At 39.2% G+C, this 17,137-nt stretch carries 9 protein-coding genes; all 9 read left to right on the forward strand.

Going from position 1 to position 17,137, the window contains the following annotated elements; translation table 11 throughout:
• Positions 1-49: 49 nt before the first annotated feature.
• The 9 genes from AAHI02_RS01235 (at position 50) to AAHI02_RS01275 (ending at position 17,104) form a co-directional block, all read left to right on the forward strand.
• Positions 50-2,065, forward strand: coding sequence for an NPCBM/NEW2 domain-containing protein (locus AAHI02_RS01235; protein ID WP_346985071.1), 2,016 nt, complete (start codon positions 50-52; stop codon positions 2,063-2,065).
• Positions 2,066-2,089: 24 nt separating this feature from the next.
• Positions 2,090-4,045 carry a glycoside hydrolase family 97 catalytic domain-containing protein gene (locus AAHI02_RS01240; protein ID WP_346985072.1) on the forward strand — a complete coding sequence of 652 codons (1,956 nt, stop codon included), beginning with the start codon at positions 2,090-2,092 and terminating at the stop codon, positions 4,043-4,045.
• A gap of 10 nt (positions 4,046-4,055) precedes the next feature.
• Positions 4,056-6,638 carry a TIM-barrel domain-containing protein gene (locus tag AAHI02_RS01245; protein WP_346985073.1) on the forward strand — a complete coding sequence of 861 codons (2,583 nt, stop codon included), beginning with the start codon at positions 4,056-4,058 and terminating at the stop codon, positions 6,636-6,638.
• Positions 6,639-6,653: 15 nt separating this feature from the next.
• Positions 6,654-8,054: a glycoside hydrolase family 43 protein gene (locus tag AAHI02_RS01250; RefSeq protein ID WP_346985074.1), complete on the forward strand. Its 1,401-nt coding sequence runs from the start codon at positions 6,654-6,656 to the stop codon at positions 8,052-8,054.
• 195 nt (positions 8,055-8,249) lie between these two features.
• Positions 8,250-9,626 (forward strand): glycoside hydrolase family 43 protein, encoded by a 1,377-nt coding sequence (locus AAHI02_RS01255; protein ID WP_346985075.1) that lies wholly within the window; start codon positions 8,250-8,252, stop codon positions 9,624-9,626.
• A 2-nt stretch (positions 9,627-9,628) separates the two neighbouring features.
• The gene (locus tag AAHI02_RS01260) at positions 9,629-9,889 is read left to right on the forward strand and encodes a glycoside hydrolase family 97 N-terminal domain-containing protein (protein ID WP_346985076.1); all 261 of its coding nucleotides are present in this window, start codon (positions 9,629-9,631) and stop codon (positions 9,887-9,889) included.
• Positions 9,861-11,573 (forward strand): glycoside hydrolase family 97 catalytic domain-containing protein, encoded by a 1,713-nt coding sequence (locus AAHI02_RS01265; protein ID WP_346985077.1) that lies wholly within the window; start codon positions 9,861-9,863, stop codon positions 11,571-11,573. Before AAHI02_RS01260 ends, AAHI02_RS01265 begins: the two co-directional genes overlap by 29 nt.
• Before the next feature lie 191 nt (positions 11,574-11,764).
• Positions 11,765-14,119: a glycosyl hydrolase 115 family protein gene (locus AAHI02_RS01270; protein ID WP_346985078.1), complete on the forward strand. Its 2,355-nt coding sequence runs from the start codon at positions 11,765-11,767 to the stop codon at positions 14,117-14,119.
• Positions 14,120-14,380: 261 nt separating this feature from the next.
• Complete coding sequence (locus tag AAHI02_RS01275) at positions 14,381-17,104, forward strand: T9SS type A sorting domain-containing protein (protein ID WP_346985079.1); 2,724 nt, start codon at positions 14,381-14,383, stop codon at positions 17,102-17,104.
• Positions 17,105-17,137 lie beyond the last annotated feature (33 nt).

Genomic DNA, 17,137 nt, shown 5'->3' on the forward strand with positions numbered 1-17,137 from the left:
CAACTCTATATTTTTTAAACGCAATAAATCATCTTAATTAATTTCAAAAATGTACAGATTTAAACTCTTTATTCTCAATTTTCTCATTGCCGGATGTTGTTTAAATGCACAATCCATCGTTTGGCTGGACCAATTGGATTTGAGCGTCGCCACGCAAGGTCACGGCAAACCCGGAATCAATACTTCTGTGGATGGAAAAAAAATGACGATTGCAGGCGAAACTTTCGACAGAGGTTTTGGAACGCACGCTGAAAGTTCCCTGTTGATTAAATTAAATGGAAAAGTCAAAAAATTCTCAGCTTTGGTAGGAATTGACGACGAAATAAAAGGACAAAATCCAGCCGTCGAATTTGAAATTTATGGTGACAACAAAAAACTCTGGTCAAGCGGAATTATGAAATTGGGCGACAAAGCGAAACCTGTTTCTGTATTATTGAAAGGAATTAAACAATTAGAATTAGTCGTTGCTGATGGTGGAAACGGCCCGTATTACGACCATGCCGATTGGGTGAATGCGAAATTTGAAACCATCGGAATCAATACGCTGGAAACATTCAATCCAATTGCTTCGGAGCCTTATATTTTAACCCCAAAACCAACTCCGACCCCAAAAATTAATTCGGCAGGCGTTTATGGTGCTCGTCCGGGATCACCTTTTCTTTTCAGAATTCCCGCGACAGGCGACAGACCAATGATTTTTTCGGCAAACAATCTTCCAAAAGGTTTAACAATAGATTCGGAAACCGGAATTATTACCGGAAAATTGGATAAAAAAGGAACTTATGAACTTGTCTTGAATGCAAAAAACGCAAAAGGGTCAGCTTCAAAAAAATTGAAGATAGAAATAGGCGACAGAATCGCACTCACGCCAACAATGGGCTGGAACAGCTGGAACTGTTTCGGACACGAAGTTTCTGCTGATAAAGTAAAACGCGCAGCCGATGCTTTGTTGAAATCCGGCTTGGTCAATCACGGTTGGAATTATATCAATATTGATGATTCCTGGCAATTTAACAGAGACGGAAAAGATCCGTCTTTTAAAGGAAAAATGCGGGATGAAAACGGTTATATTTTAACCAACTCCAAATTTCCTGATATGAAAAATCTCGGCGATTACATTCACGGAAACGGTTTGAAAATGGGAATCTATTCTTCGCCCGGACCTTGGACTTGCGGTGGTTGCGCCGGAAGCTACAGTTATGAAAAACAGGACGCAGAAAGTTATGCCAAATGGGGCGTGGATTATCTGAAATACGACTGGTGCAGTTACGGCGGTGTGATTGACGGTTTGCCTGATAACGATCCGAACAAAGTTCCTTCACTGGCTTTCAACGGCGGCGGAGATTTGGATAAAGGTGTGAAACCATTCAAATTGATGGGCCGTCTTTTGAAACAGCAACCGAGAGATATTGTCTATAACCTTTGTCAATACGGGATGGGCGATGTCTGGAAATGGGGTGACGAGAGCGATGCGCAATCCTGGCGAACTACCAACGATATTACTGATACCTGGGCAAGTGTAAAAAACATTGCATTAGCACAGGACAAAGCCGCGCCGTATGCAAAACCCGGCAACTGGAACGACCCGGATATGCTGGTTGTCGGCATTGTAGGTTGGGGAAATCCGCACCAGAGCCGTTTGAAACCCGATGAACAGTATTTACATATCAGTTTATGGAGTATATTTTCTGCGCCGTTGCTAATTGGTTGCGACCTTGAAAAACTGGATGATTTTACGTTAAATCTTTTAACGAATGATGAAGTCATTGCCGTTAACCAAGACGTTTTAGGAAAACAGGGTGTTTGCCTGCAGACGATCGGCGAACTTAAAATTTATGTCAAAGAATTGGAAGACGGCGGGAAAGCGGTGGCTTTTGCCAATTTCGGAAGAGAAAAAGTAAAGATTTCTTACAAGGATTTCAAATCATTAGGAATTTCGGGAAATCAGGTTGTGAGAGATATCTGGAGACAAAAAGATATTGCAAAAATCAATACAGATAAGGAAAATCTGGCTTTGGATATTCCGGCGCACGGCGTTTCTTTTTATAAATTCATTTCAAAATAGTTCAGTGAGAAATTCCAAATCAAAATGAATAGCATCAAAAATCATATCGTTGAAAATATCTTATCAAAAACAATTCTGTTGATGGTTTTGTTTGGTTTTTCTTATTGGATTTCAGCGAATAATTTGATGGTGAAATCTCCCAATGAGAAAATTATCGTTAGTCTTTTCAACTTAAATAATACCGAAAACGGGAAATGGTCTTTGAATGTGAAACTTAATGATAATGGAAAAATTACAGAAACCATCTCGGCAATTGATTTGGGATTAATTCTTTCCGAAGGCATTTCTTTTGATGAAATGAAATTAATAAAATCGTCAAAACTGCTTTTAATAAAGGAAAATTATTCGATGCCTCACGGAAAATCTTCTCAAAGACAAAATGAAGGAAATGAAGTTGTTTTTACCTTTGAAAATACAGAAAAGAAGAAATTAAATATCACTGTTCGGGTTTATAATGACGGCATTGCTTTCAGATATTCACTGTCAGGAAAGGGAAATTTCACCGTTCAGGATGAATTGACTTCCTATTCTGTCAACCAGGAAGCCACACGTTGGACAGAAAAATGGAATCCGGCAAATGAAGGACTTTATGCATCAATGGTTGGCAACAAAATTCAGCAGGAAGAGTGGTGTTATCCGGCGCTTTTTCAGACCAAGGATAATTGCTGGTTTTTACTGCACGAATCGGCTGTTGATGGAACTTATTGTGGTTCTAAATTAAGCAACAAATCAGATAAAAATAAATATAAAATCACGTTTCCAGACCCGAAAGACGGTCGCGGAAAAGGAGAATCTTTGCCAAAAATCACTTTTCCGTGGAAATCTCCATGGAGAGTCATCATCCTTGGGAATCTTAATGATATTGTAGCTTCCACTTTGGTGGATGATGTTGCACCGCCTTCGGTCATTAAAAATACGGATTGGATAAAACCGGGCACAGTTTCCTGGAATTATTGGTCGAGTAATCACGGAACCAAAGATTTCAAAACGGTTTGCGAATTTGCAGATTTGGCGGTTGCGATGGATTGGCCGTACACGTTGCTCGACTGGGAATGGGACTCGATGGGAAATGGTGGAAACCTGGAAGATGCTTTGAAATATATTCATTCCAAAGGCATCAAACCTTTGATGTGGTACAATTCGGGTGGCGACCATACGTGGGTTTCTTCTACGCCAAAAGACAGAATGCTTACGCACGAGAATCGTATGGCAGAATTTTCAAAGCTTAAAAAGCTAGGCGTTGCAGGTGTAAAAGTAGATTTTTTCGAAAGTGAAAAGCAGGATATGATTCAATATTACATTGATATTCTGGAAGATGCTTCTCAATTTGAAATGATGGTTTATTTTCACGGTTGTCTGGTTCCACGAGGCTGGTCGAGAACGTATCCGAATCTGATGACGTACGAAGCGGTTCGCGGTGCCGAATGGTACAACAACGGTCCGGAATTTACCGCAACTGCGCCTGTTCACAACACCATTCTTCCTTTTACCAGAAATGTGGTTGGTTCTATGGATTACACACCCGTAACATTTACCAATTCACAGTTTCCACATCTGACTTCTTATGGTCACGAGTTAGCCTTAAGCGTTTTATTCGAATCTGCACTTCAGCATTTCGCCGACAGACCGGAAGGTTATTATGAATTGCCTGATGAACCCAGGAAATTTTTAAGAGAAATTCCGACAAGTTGGGACAAAACACTTTTATTACAAGGCTTTCCCGGGAAAGAAGTGGTGATGGCAAGGAACAAAAATACGCAATGGTACATCGGTGGAATCAATGGGGAGAATACTGAAAAAACGCTCAAAATTAAGTTTCATTTTCTAGATAAAAATAAAAAATACAAACTGAGATTAATCAAAGACGGGAAACATGATAAACAGCTTTTAACCGATAATTCTGTCATAGAAAGTATAGATTCTATCGATGTGAAAGTGTTGCGACAAGGCGGTTTTGTGGCGGTGATTTCTCTTCTGTAAAAGTTTAATTATGAGATTTAAAATAATAACATATTGGCTTACCGTTCTTCCCATTTTAGTTTTTGGACAACACTATTTATCCTATAGCAAGAATACTGAGGAGGTTTCTGTGAAGCTTTCTGACGGATATTTAGTCTTAAGACCTATGAATGAAAATGCGGTAAGAATACAGTTTATAAAAGAAATAAAACCGGAAGAAAATCAGTTTGTTTTTATCAATGAAAATAATTCTTCAGATTTTAAATTTAAAGAAAATACTTCTTCTTTAAAACTGAAAACTAAAAATTATGCTGTTTTGTTCAATAAAAAAACGGCTCAGCTTACCTTTCTGGATAGCAATGGTAAAGTTTTGCTTTCAGAAGCTGTAAATAGCCGAAAGCTTACAGAAAGTAGAGTCTCTTCTCAATCATGTTATATTGCAGAGCAAAGTTTTATCAATGATAAAGATGAGCAGCTTCTGGGATTAGGTCAGTTTCAGGATGGTCATTACAATTTGAAAAATATCAGCAGAAAACTCATTCAGGTCAACAGCCAGATTGCTTTGCCTTTTTTGTATTCTTCAAAAGGATACGGAATCTTGTGGAATCAGTTTGGATTAACCTGGTATAATCCGGCAGACGAATCAGTTTCTTTGGAAAAAGAAGCCGTTACTGATGGGGTAGAGAGAGAAGTAACCGGTACTTCAGGAACCGTAAAAGTTTCTCAGCAACAAGCCTTGCATAAAGGTAAGATTTTAATTAAAAAAGATGGAGAATATACTTTTATGCTGGACTTGGGGAATATGGATAACCGTCATTTTCTTTCCATCGATGGGAAACCGATAATAGACCAGTCTAACCTTTGGCTTCCTCCTGCCGTGAGTACTAAAGTTTTTCTTACGAAAGGGGAACATCATTTTCAGGTGATTTGTAAAGCAACCAACAGCCCTTCATTACAGTATAAATCGGCGGAAGACATTTCTACATTCCGTTCACCGCACAGTAAGTCATTAGATTATATTTTGTTTGTAGGAAATAATACAGATGAGGTTATTTCGTCTTACCGGGAAATCACAGGTAAGGTGCCGATGTTACCAAAATGGGCTTTCGGATATTGGCAATGCAGAGAGCGATATACTTCTGCAGAACATCTGGTAAAGACAGTAGAAGAATTTAGAAAGCGTAATTTACCGGTAGATGTCATTGTTCAGGATTGGCAGTATTGGGGGAAATATGGTTGGGGTGTACCTAAATTTGATGAGCAAAACTATCCTGAACCCGAAAAGTTTATTGAAAAATTGCATCAGCTTCACTCAAAATTTTCAGTATCCGTTTGGGAAAATTTAGATAAAAAATCTGAGGTCGCCAAAGATTATGATGGGCTGTACATCCCAGACAGTCCGTGGATTGATATCTTTAATCCGAAAACACAAAAAATACATTGGAATGCGTTGAACAAAAATCTTTTTCACAATGGAGTAGATTCCTGGTGGATGGATGCTACAGAACCGGAAAATGATGCATTGGTCGGGAAAAATACTTTTTTTGGAATTGGTGAATTTTACAGATTGACGTATCCGTTTTTTGTGAGCAAAGCAGTTTATGAGGGACAGAGAGCAACTAATCCTGATAAAAGAGTAGTCATTTTAACCAGGTCTGCATTTCCCGGGCAACAGCGGTTCGGAACGATCAATTGGTCCGGTGATATTGGCTGGGACTGGGATGCTTACAGAAGACAAATTGTGGCCGGACTTAATTATTCCATTTCCGGAATGCCTTATTGGACAACCGACATTGGAGGATTTTTCCGCCCCGGTTCTTCCCAATATTCTGACCCAAAATACCACGATATTTTGATGAGATGGTTTCAGTGGGGTGTTTTTAGTCCGGTTTTCAGGATGCACGGTTATCAGTCTGAAACAGAACCTTGGAAATATGGAGAAAAAATTGAAAGCGATATGCGCAATTTGATGAATCTTAGATATCAATTATTGCCTTACATCTATTCTCAATCCTGGGAAATTTCAAAAAATAATTCTACCATTATGCGGCCTATGGTAATGGATTTTCAAGGAGATAAAAAAGCTATTGAACAGTCTTATCAGTATATGTTTGGAAAATCTATACTGGTTGCTCCTGTTATCAAACCAAATGTTGAAAATTGGGACGTTTATCTTCCTAACGGCTATTTCTGGTACGATTTCTACACCAACCAAAAAAATAATGGTGGGAAAACCATTTTAGCCGATGCTTCGCAAAATAAAATTCCACTTTTTATAAAATCAGGCTCTATAATTCCTTTTGGTCGTGTAATGCAGTATTCCTCAGAAATATCTAATGAGGAGCTTACTATAAAAATATTTGCGGGCAATGATGGAAATTTTACTTTGTACGAAGACGAAGGTGATAATTATAACTATGAAAAAGGGAATTACACCTTGATTCCTTTCAAATGGAATGATAAAAAAAGAAAATTACAGATTGAAACCCGTTCTGGTTTTTATAGAGGACAAACAAACCATAGAATTTTTAATCTTGAGATTATAGGCATCAATAAGGAAGTTACTACCAAAAAAGTTTTTTACGAAGGGAATGAACTTACCATTAAATTTTAAAATAAAAAGAAATATATGAAAAAAATAGTAATAACCTTCAGTCTGATTTATTGCGGCTTAAATACAATTTTAGCTCAGAATCCGGTTATCCAAACCCATTTCACGCCTGACCCTGCGCCGATGGTTTACAAAAATAAACTCTATGTTTATACAGGAGACGACCAACCGGGATTTGATTTTTATACGATGACCAAATGGCGGGTGTATTCCACCGAAGATATGGTCAACTGGACAGACCACGGCGCCCCGATTTCACTGGAATCTTTCAGTTGGGCAAGAGACCGGGCGTGGGCGGCACAATGTATTGAAAGGAATGGTAAATTTTACTGGTACATCTGCGCTCAGACGGTTGATAACAATATGGCAATCGGCGTTGCGGTGGCAGACAGTCCGACAGGTCCTTTCAAAGACGCTTTGGGAAAGCCTTTGGTAACAACGGGAACCTGGGATAATATCGACCCGACCGTTTTTATTGATGATGACGGACAGGCCTATCTTTATTGGGGAAACAGCAAATTATTTTATGTTAAACTCAATAAAAATATGACAACTTATGATGATAAAATTACTGAAATTCCGCAATCGGTAGAAGCTTTCGGCGGATTGAGACGTCCCGGAAAAAGTGAGGAAGTTTTACAGAAACAGGAAAAATTTGAAGATGTTTACGTGGAAGGACCTTGGTTGTACAAGCGTAAAAATCAGTATTATATGATGTATGCCGGAATGACAAACCGCACAGAATGTCTTTCGTACTCAACAAGCTCTTCACCAACCGGACCCTGGAAATATCAGGGGAAAATAATGACCGACCAGCCAACCAACAGTTTCACTAATCACGGCGGAATTGTCGATTATAAAGGGAAAACCTACCTATTTTATCACACAGCATTATTGCCGAATGGCGGAAGCTACGGTCGTTCAACTTCGATTGAGGAATTTAAATATAATGCCGATGGAAGCATCCCAAAAATTGCAATGACCAAAGAAGGCGTAAATCCTGTGGGAACTTTAAATCCTTACCAAAGAAATGAAGCGGAGACGATGGCGTGGTCAGAGAAATGTAGTACGTCGGAGAACAAAAAAACTGGCGTTTTTGTTTCAGATATCAGAGTGGGAGGTTATATTAAAGTTCGTGCGGTAGATTTTGATAAAGGTGCGTCTGAGTTTTCAGCTTCTGTAGGGGCAGGAATCGATGGTGGGATTTTAGAAGTCAGACTGGATAAATTAGACGGAAATAAAATTGCTGAAATTGAGGTTCCTCGAACTGGCGGTTGGGAAGAATTTAAAATGTTAACTGCGAAAATAACTGAAGCTGTTTCCGGAGTTCACGATGTGTATTTTGTTTTTAAAGGTAAAAATATCACGGCAGGAAGAAAGCTTTTCAACTTCGACCACTGGAATTTTAAAAAGAAATAAGATAAAAATTCCCCTCCCTTGGAGGGGTGGCAAAAATCGCAGATTTTTGACGGGGTGGTTTATTAGAATTACTTGAAAAAAATAATGCAGCTTTTATAAGCTTTAGCGGCTTTGTGAAACCTAAAAGAAAATATTTTTAATTAAAAACTTTGTGGGCTTAGTGTTCAGACTCAAACAACAATCAAAAAATTAAATATGAAAAAAACAATAAAATCAATCATAAATATTTGTCTAATAGGATGTTCGGGAACATTTTTATCTCAGAATCCCATTATTCAAACCAATTACACCGCCGATCCGGCACCAATGGTCTATAATGACAGGCTGTACGTTTATACCACCCACGATGAAGACGATTCCACATGGTTTACGATGAACGACTGGAAAGTCTATTCTACCAACGATATGGTGAATTGGACAGACCACGGAACCATTCTTTCCTATAAAGATTTCGACTGGGCAAAGCGTGATGCATGGGCGGCGCAATGTATCGAAAGGAATGGCAAATTCTTTATGTACGTTCCGATGATTAGTAAAACCAATAACAAAGGTGCAATTGGTGTTGCGGTGGGCGACAGTCCGTTCGGTCCTTTTCACGACCCGCTTGGGAAACCGTTGGTGCAGAGCGAATGGGGCGATATCGATCCGACCATTTTCGTGGATGATGACGGACAGGCGCATATGTATTGGGGAAATCCGAAACTGAAATATGTAAAGCTGAATCAGGATATGATTTCCTATTCCGGTGATATTGTTGAGGTTCCGATGACGGCAGAATCTTTCGGCAAAAGAGATGGAAAAGAAAACCCTGAAAGACCTACAAAATACGAAGAAGGACCTTGGCTTTACAAAAGAAAAAATCTGTATTACCTTTTCTGGCCGGGCGGTCCGCTTCCTGAATTCATCGGATATTCCACAAGTAAAAGCGCACAGGGACCGTGGAAATATGGCGGAATTGTGATGCCTTCAGAAGGAAAATCATTTACCAACCATCCCGGTGTAATTGATTTTAAAGGGAAAACCTATTTTTTCTATCACAACGGTGCTTTGCCGGGCGGAAGCGGATTCACAAGGTCAGTAAGCGTGCAGGAAATGGAATTCAACAAAGACGGTTCGATTTCGCCTTTCAAAATGAATAATGGAATAACAAAAGCCATTGTAACGGTCAATCCTTACGTTTTCAATCAGGCGGAAATGATTGCGTGGTCGGAAAATGTAAAATCGTATCAGAATAAAGAAGCCGGCGTTTTCATAAAAGCTAAAAAAAGCGGTGCTTACACCAGTGTGAAAAATGTCGATTTTGGTAAAAAAGGACCAGCTAATTTTTCTGCAAGAGTGGGAACGACGCATAACAGTGAAGTAACAATGGATGTTCGTGTAGACAGTCTCAACGGAAATGTTATTGCGTCGGTAAAAGTTCCGCTGACCGGAGGAGACGACCGGTGGCAAAACGTGAAAGCTGAATTAAAAGAAAAAATTACGGGCGTTCATGACATCTATTTTGTGTTTAACGGAAAAGCAGAAAAGGATATTATGTTTTTCGATTCTTGGACATTTCTTGAAAATAATTAATTATGACTAAATTTATTCTAAAACTATCATTCATCCTAAGTGTTTTGTTGCTAAACACTTTTTCAGCACAGGTGGCGGAGGTTTCAAGCCCCGATGGAAAACTGAAACTGAATGTTTTTTCGGAGAATGGGAATGCATTATACTCTGTGACTTTTCAGGGAAAGCAGATGTTGGATAAATCTCCGTTGGGTTTAATCACCAATGAATCTGATTTTTCTAAAAACTTGAAATTCATTGACAGTAAAAAAAGACCAGGTTTCTAAAAAATATTTCAACGAAAAAATTAAAAAATCGGAGGTTGATTATAAAGCCAATTCTTTAATGGTTAATTTTACCAATTCAGACCAATTCAATATCGGAATTGAGTTTCAGGTCAGCAACAACAATATTGCTTTCAGGTATGATATTGCACCGATGAAAGAGCGTCTGAGTGCCGTCGTGCAGTCAGAAATTACGGGTTACAGATTCCCTTCCCAAACCACAACTTTCCTTTCGCCTATGATGAAACCGATGACCGGTTTTGCCAGAACGGCGCCAAGCTACGAAAGTGGTTACAAAGCAGATGCAGAATTAGGAACAAAAGCCGATTATGGTTATGTTTTCCCAGGTTTATTTCACGTTGGAAATGACGGATGGATTTTACTTTCCGAAACGGGTGTGAACAGTCTCTATTGTGCTTCTCATTTAGATACGACTTCCGAAAAAAATCTTTATCAGGTTGCTTATCCGAATATGGCGGAAAACAATGGTTTCGGAAGTACCGGAGCCGCGATTTCACTTCCGGGAAAAACGCCGTGGAGAACCATCACGATTGGCGATTCTTTAAACCCAATTGTTGAAACTACAATTCCTTTTGACGTTGTTGAACCAATGTATGAACCTTCGCAGAAATACACTTTCGGAAAATCTACCTGGAGCTGGATTCTATGGCAGGATAACAGTATGAATTATGAAGATCAAAGTCTCTTTATCGATTTAGCATCAAAACTTGGTTATGAATACATTTTGATGGATGCACTTTGGGATAAAAATATCGGAAAAGAAAGAATGAAAGACCTCATTCAATACGCAAAATCTAAGAATGTAGGTGTTTTATTATGGTACAATTCCAACGGTTCGGCCAACGATGCGCCGATGGGACCGAGAAACAAAATGAGCAGTTCCGTAGAGCGAAAAAAAGAAATGAAATGGCTGAAAGAAGCTGGCGTGAAAGGTCTTAAAGTTGATTTTTTTGGAGGAGACAAACAAGAAACAATGCGTTTATATGAAGATATTTTGTCGGATGCCAATGATTTTGGACTAAAGATAATTTTCCACGGTGCTACTTTGCCGAGAGGTTGGGAAGTGATGTATCCGAATTATGCAGGAAGCGAAGCGGTTCTTGCCTCAGAAATGCTTTACTTTTCGGAAGATGTGCGCAAGCAGGAAGCGTTTTTTGCGGCTTTGCATCCGTTCATCAGAAACACGGTCGGGAGTATGGAATTTGGTGGTACTTTCCTTAATAAATATCTAACGAAATCCAATAAAGAGAAAAATAAGAGACACACGACGGACGGTTTCCAGTTGGCAACCGCAGTTCTGTTTCAAAATCCGGTTCAGATGTTTGCTGTGATGCCGAATAACCTTACAGACGCTCCAAAATTTCAGCTTGATTTTATGAAAGAAATTCCGACGCTTTGGGACGAAACAGTTCTCATCGAAGGTTATCCGGGGAAATATTCGGTGATTGCCAGAAGACATCAGAATCAATGGTTTATAGCGGGAATCAATGCAGAAAAAACGGTGAAAAAACTGAAAATCAATCTTCCAATGTTAGCCGGAAAATTGGTGAAAATCATTAACGACGATATGCAGGGAAATTCATCAGAAAAAGAAGTGAAAATAAGTGCTAAAGGAGATTTCAATGTAGAAATTCAGCCAAACGGAGGTTTTGTTTTGAGGAACTGAAATAATTTAAAAATAAAAAATTATGAATAAAATAAAAATATTTTTTCTCGTCGCTTTTTTTCGGATGTTGTCTGCAGATTGATGCAACAGAACCATTTATCAGCACAGAAAAAAAATCAGAAAATATCGTTTTAAAAGAAAAATCCGTCAATCTTTCCATTTTCACCAATAGTGGAATCGACAATGGAATTTTGAGAGCTGTTAAGAATCTGCAATCAGATTTTCAGAAAGTGACGGGAACTCAGCCAACGATTTTGAATCAGATTTCAGGAATGAATTCGCCTTTAATTATCATCGGAACAATCGGAACAAAATCGGTGATCGATGATTTAATTAAACAAAAAAAAATCGACGGAAAATCTTTAACGGGAAAAAACGAAAAATATATCATTCAGAATATTATTAATCCATTTCCAGGTGTTTCTGAAGCCATTGTAATTGCAGGGAGTGACAAACGCGGAACGATTTACGGAATCTACGAAATGTCTCAGCAGATTGGCATTTCGCCGTGGTATTATTGGGCAGATGTTCCGGTTTCGGCGAAGGAAAATTTATACTTCAAAAAAGGAATTTATACCGATGGCGAACCTGCCGTAGAATACCGCGGGATTTTCCTTAATGATGAAGAACCTTCATTAGGAAGTTGGGCGAGAGCGACTTTTGGAGGAATTAATTCTAAATTTTACGAAAAAGTTTTTGAGCTGATTTTAAGAATGAAAGGCAATTACATCTGGCCTGCAATGTGGGGCAAAGCGTTTTATGATGACGATGCTTTGAGCGGACCATTGGCGAATGAAATGGGAATCGTAATGGGAACTTCGCACCACGAACCGATGGCTTTGGCGCAGACCGATTGGCACCGATACATCAAGAAAAATAATCTGCCTAATGTTTGGGATTATGCCAAAAACGAGAAAGTGTTGAAAGAATTCTGGAAGTCAGGATTGGAAAGAAGCAAAAACTGGGAAAAACTTGTGACTGTCGGAATGCGTGGGGACGGCGACGAAGCGATGGGAGAGGGAACGAACATTTCCCTTCTGGAAAAAGTGGTGAACGATCAGCGGAAAATCATTGCGGATGTCACAGGGAAACGAGCCGATAAAACGCCTCAGGTTTGGGCTTTGTACAAAGAAGTTCAGGATTATTATGACAAAGGAATGCGGGTTCCGGATGATGTTATTTTGCTGTTTTGTGATGACAATTGGGGAAATGTAAGAAAACTTCCGGACCTTTCAAAACCTTTACACAAAGGTGGTTACGGGATGTATTATCATTTTGATTATGTGGGCGGACCGAGAAATTCTAAATGGATCAATATCAGTCCGATTCAGCGCGTATGGGAACAGATGAATCTTTCTTACGAACATAAAGTAGACAAGGTTTGGGTCGTGAATGTCGGAGATTTGAAACCTATGGAGTTCCCCATCAGCTTTTTCTTAGAAATGGCCTGGAATCCCAAACAATTCAATTCAAAAAATCTTTTAGATTACACGGAAAAATGGTCTGCTCAACAGTTTGGTGAAAAACATTCAAAGGAAATTGCAAGAATGATTAATCTTTATGCTAAATACAACCGCAGGGTAACGCCGGAAACGTTGGACAGCAAAACATTCAGCCTGGAAAATTATAACGAATTTGAAACTGTTTTGAATGATTACAGAGCGTTGGCTTTAGAAGCTTTGCGATTGAAAGAGCAGATTCCTGCAGAATATCAGGATGCGTATTATCAGCTGGTTTTATATCCGATTGATGCTTGCAGTAATTTATATGAAATGTATTATGCCGTTGCTAAAAACAGGGAATTGGCTGCCAAATATGATCTGAAAGCCAATTATTACGCAGATAAAGTAAAAGAATATTTTGATAGAAATGCCTATCTGGACAATCAATACAACAATGTAATTGCCGGCGGAAAGTGGCAGCATATGATGGACCAGATGAAGATAGGATACAAAGCTTGGTTTGACGGAAAAGTAAATGTAATGCCTGAAGTAACTTATGTTTCTGAAGCTAATTTTGAGAAGGAGAAAGTGTTCCAGGAGAAAGATGGTTACATTTCAATTGAAGCGGAAAATTTTGCAATAATGAATAATTCGGACAGAATTCATTGGGAAGTGATTCCTGATTTCGGGAAAACCAAATCCGGTGTGACGACTTTTCCACAAAATGCGTATCCGAAAACTGATGAAAATATTTACCTCGAATACGATATTAATTTTGAATCCAAAGGTGAGTTTGATGTTCAATTATTATTGGCGCCAACTTTAAATTATAATCACAATAAAGGTTTGCGTTATGAAATTTCTTTCGACGGACAAACGCCACAGACAGTTAATTTTAACGGACATTACAAAGGCGAACTCGGAAGATGGCAGTCTGAACACATCATTAAATCCATTACAAAACATCAGATTTCACAACCCGGAAAACATACATTACGTTTCAGAGTTTTAGAACCGGGAATCGTTTTGGAGAAAATATTAATAGATACGGGTGGTCTAAAACCTACTTATCTCGGAGCACCGGAAAGCACTATGCTTCATTAAAAACTAATGTACAACCAAACACACCAATTATTATGAATACATGACTCCACTTTAGATTTCGTATTTAAATATCGTTCGACTTAGCAAGAATTGAATACGAAGGAGGATTTGCCACGACTTTATTTAAAAGATTCTTAGCCTGACTTTAATAGTCAGGAAAGTTTCCCGATGGCGGATTTAATCTTACTCATCCTGAAACAATACCTGAAATATTCCTTCACCATACATGGCTGAAGCATTTAAACCAATCAAAATAAAACTATGAAAAAACTGGCTCAGCGTATTGCCCTGGCTGTCGTGTGTTTACTTACAAACATTACCGTATTCGGGCAGCTTACGACAGTAAAAATCAACAAAAACATTACGTATCAAAAAATAACAGGCTTCGGAGGCTTCGTCTGCAGTCCGCAGTTTGGTTATAATCACATGACGACTTCGGAAATCCAGACGCTTTGGGGAACCAACAGCCAGGCTGGCTACAACATCATGAGACTGTATATCCCGGAAGGAAGCAGCAACTGGAGTTCTGTGCTGCCAACGGCGCAACTTGCAAAATCTATGGGACTTACTATTTTTGCCAGTCCGTGGACCATGCCGGCCGCCTGGAAAACGAACAATAGTGTGAACGCGGTGTACACAGATGCCAATGGCGTACAGCAGATCGGTTATCTTAAAACAGAAAACTATCAGGATTATGCACTCTATCTGAATAGTTTTGTGACTTATCTGCAAAATAACGGAGTGACTTTAGATTATATTTCTATTCAAAATGAGCCTGATGAAATGGCTCAATATCAAGGGTGTATCTGGACGCCTACGCAGATTGCAACTTTTGTAAGGGATTATGGACATCTTATTAACTGTAAGGTGATTGCTCCTGAAAGTGTGGGTTTAACGGATAATTTTGCCAATGCGATGCTGAATTCCGCAACGATGGATAATTTTGAAGTGTATGGTGGTCACCAGTACGGATTGATGCAGTCTGCCTACAAGCAGTTTCAGAATTACAACAAAGAAATCTGGCAGACAGAATATCTCATCAACTGGAATCCTTCCAATGCTACGCCGCGTAATTTTGACTGGAATCTGGATGCGTTTAATTTTGCTACCAGCATCAATAATACAATGCTTGGGAATGTGAATGCCTGGATTCATTATTCTGCAAAACGATATTATGGGCTGATGGGTGACGGAACCAACGGAACGACTACAGGTGTTATGACAAAAAGAGGCTACATTCTTTCTCATTACGCGAAATATACGACCGGAAAAACACGTATCGCCGCTACCTGGGGCGATAATACAGGCGTACTTCAGGGATCTTCCTATATTTCAATGGATGGAAATCAGGTGGTATTAATGGTGATTAATCCTTCAGCGAATTCTTATGATCTTAAAGTTGATATTCCGTTTTATACCACCTCAGGGACAAAAGTGCTGACCGATGCACAGAACAATATGACAACCACTTCTTTGACAATGGCTCAGACTTTCCGTCCGGGAGTGACGATCAATGCTTCAAGTGTAATGACTTTTGTATTCAATAAAAGCGGTGATCGTCCTGTTTCACAAATGACAGGAAGTGATATCCGTTACAATAAGATTGAAACCATGACACCTACGAATTCAGCTTTCGGAACGGGATACAACATCAGCAATACGACTGCGACATTCTCCAATGCAAGTCCACTCTTTAGTTCAAATACTACAGCATCCAACGGTTATTTACAGCTTAACGACCGTTACAACAAAATGGTTTTGCATGTGAACAGTTTTACCACCGCAGGACAAAGTTATTCAGACAATACCACACTGTATTATATTAATAGTCAGGGCGCTGTAAAATCTTATAATTACGGAAAAATAAATTTCCCGACCGGTGGTAATTTTGATATTACGCTGGATATTTCAAGACAGGTGCTTACTGACGGATGTAAAGGAATTTTAGGACTCCGTAATTCCAATTACAGTTCTGTCCTTACCCTGAATTTAGGCGATGTATATTTCAATATCGAAAACGAAGTTGCCTCTAAATTTTCAGGAACATATTCTGATGGCGACAGCAACCTGATGGATGCGTTGGAAAATGGATATTATACTTCAGTAGATTTTAGAAATACCACTGGAACTACATCGGCCAACAACTGGCAACCGGCAAGTGCTAATTCCAACAGCATTTATTACATACCCAACACAGTGACCTCATCCAGCAACAATGTAATTTCAGGAACCAGCTGTACCAATCTTGTACTTTCAGATCAGGGGAAAGATTTCCAGGTTCCGTTTGCATTTAATGCTACGGCAGCTTCATATTCTCGTACATTTAATGGTTTGGAAGTTATGATATTACCTTTCACTGCGACCATTCCTTCCGGAGTAACCGCCTATATGATGACACCGGGAACTTCTGCTATCACATGTACTACGATTACCAACGGAACTATCCCTGCGAACACTCCTGTACTCATCAATGCAACCGGAAACATTACCTTCCAGGGAACAGGAAGCATTTCCACTCCGAAAGCCATCACCGTAAACCAAATGAACGGAGTTTATAATATCATAAAAGTTCCTGCCAACAGCTATGTTTTAAAAACCGTTAACGGAACTACAGGCTTTTATAAGGTGGCAGCGGGAAGCGAACCTCTCATCAATCCTTTCAGAGCTTATCTTACGGAGGAAAATACTTATACGGCATCTGTTCTTCCGTTAAGTTTTACAACACTGCGTACCAATGATATTCTTGCAGAAAAAGATGGTGTAGCACTTTATCCAAGTCCGGCTAAAAGTGAGATTTTTATAGAGCTGAAATCTTCAGGTACCGCTTCTGTATTTGATGCTAAAGGGACTCGGGTTTTAAATGAGCAGCCGCTACGCTCCGGTAGAAACCGAATCGATATCGGGCAGCTTCCTTCCGGAATTTACGTGGTTGAAATTTCCCAGCCCAATAGTAAATCTGTGGAGAAAAAGTTTCTTAAGCAATAAATGAATTTAAGATTTATTACTCATATCTATTTA

The organism is Chryseobacterium sp. POE27 (assembly GCF_039727685.1).
In the GTDB taxonomy this organism is placed as follows: Bacteria; Bacteroidota; Bacteroidia; order Flavobacteriales; family Weeksellaceae; genus Chryseobacterium.

What these genes read in the sequence shown, in the direction of transcription:
- AAHI02_RS01235 (WP_346985071.1), top strand. Translation starts at nt 50, where the DNA reads ATGTACAGATTTAAACTCTTTATTCTCAATTTTCTCATTGCCGGATGT.
- AAHI02_RS01240 (WP_346985072.1), top strand. Translation starts at nt 2,090, where the DNA reads ATGAATAGCATCAAAAATCATATCGTTGAAAATATCTTATCAAAAACA.
- AAHI02_RS01245 (WP_346985073.1), top strand. Translation starts at nt 4,056, where the DNA reads ATGAGATTTAAAATAATAACATATTGGCTTACCGTTCTTCCCATTTTA.
- AAHI02_RS01250 (WP_346985074.1), top strand. Translation starts at nt 6,654, where the DNA reads ATGAAAAAAATAGTAATAACCTTCAGTCTGATTTATTGCGGCTTAAAT.
- AAHI02_RS01255 (WP_346985075.1), top strand. Translation starts at nt 8,250, where the DNA reads ATGAAAAAAACAATAAAATCAATCATAAATATTTGTCTAATAGGATGT.
- AAHI02_RS01260 (WP_346985076.1), top strand. Translation starts at nt 9,629, where the DNA reads ATGACTAAATTTATTCTAAAACTATCATTCATCCTAAGTGTTTTGTTG.
- AAHI02_RS01275 (WP_346985079.1), top strand. Translation starts at nt 14,381, where the DNA reads ATGAAAAAACTGGCTCAGCGTATTGCCCTGGCTGTCGTGTGTTTACTT.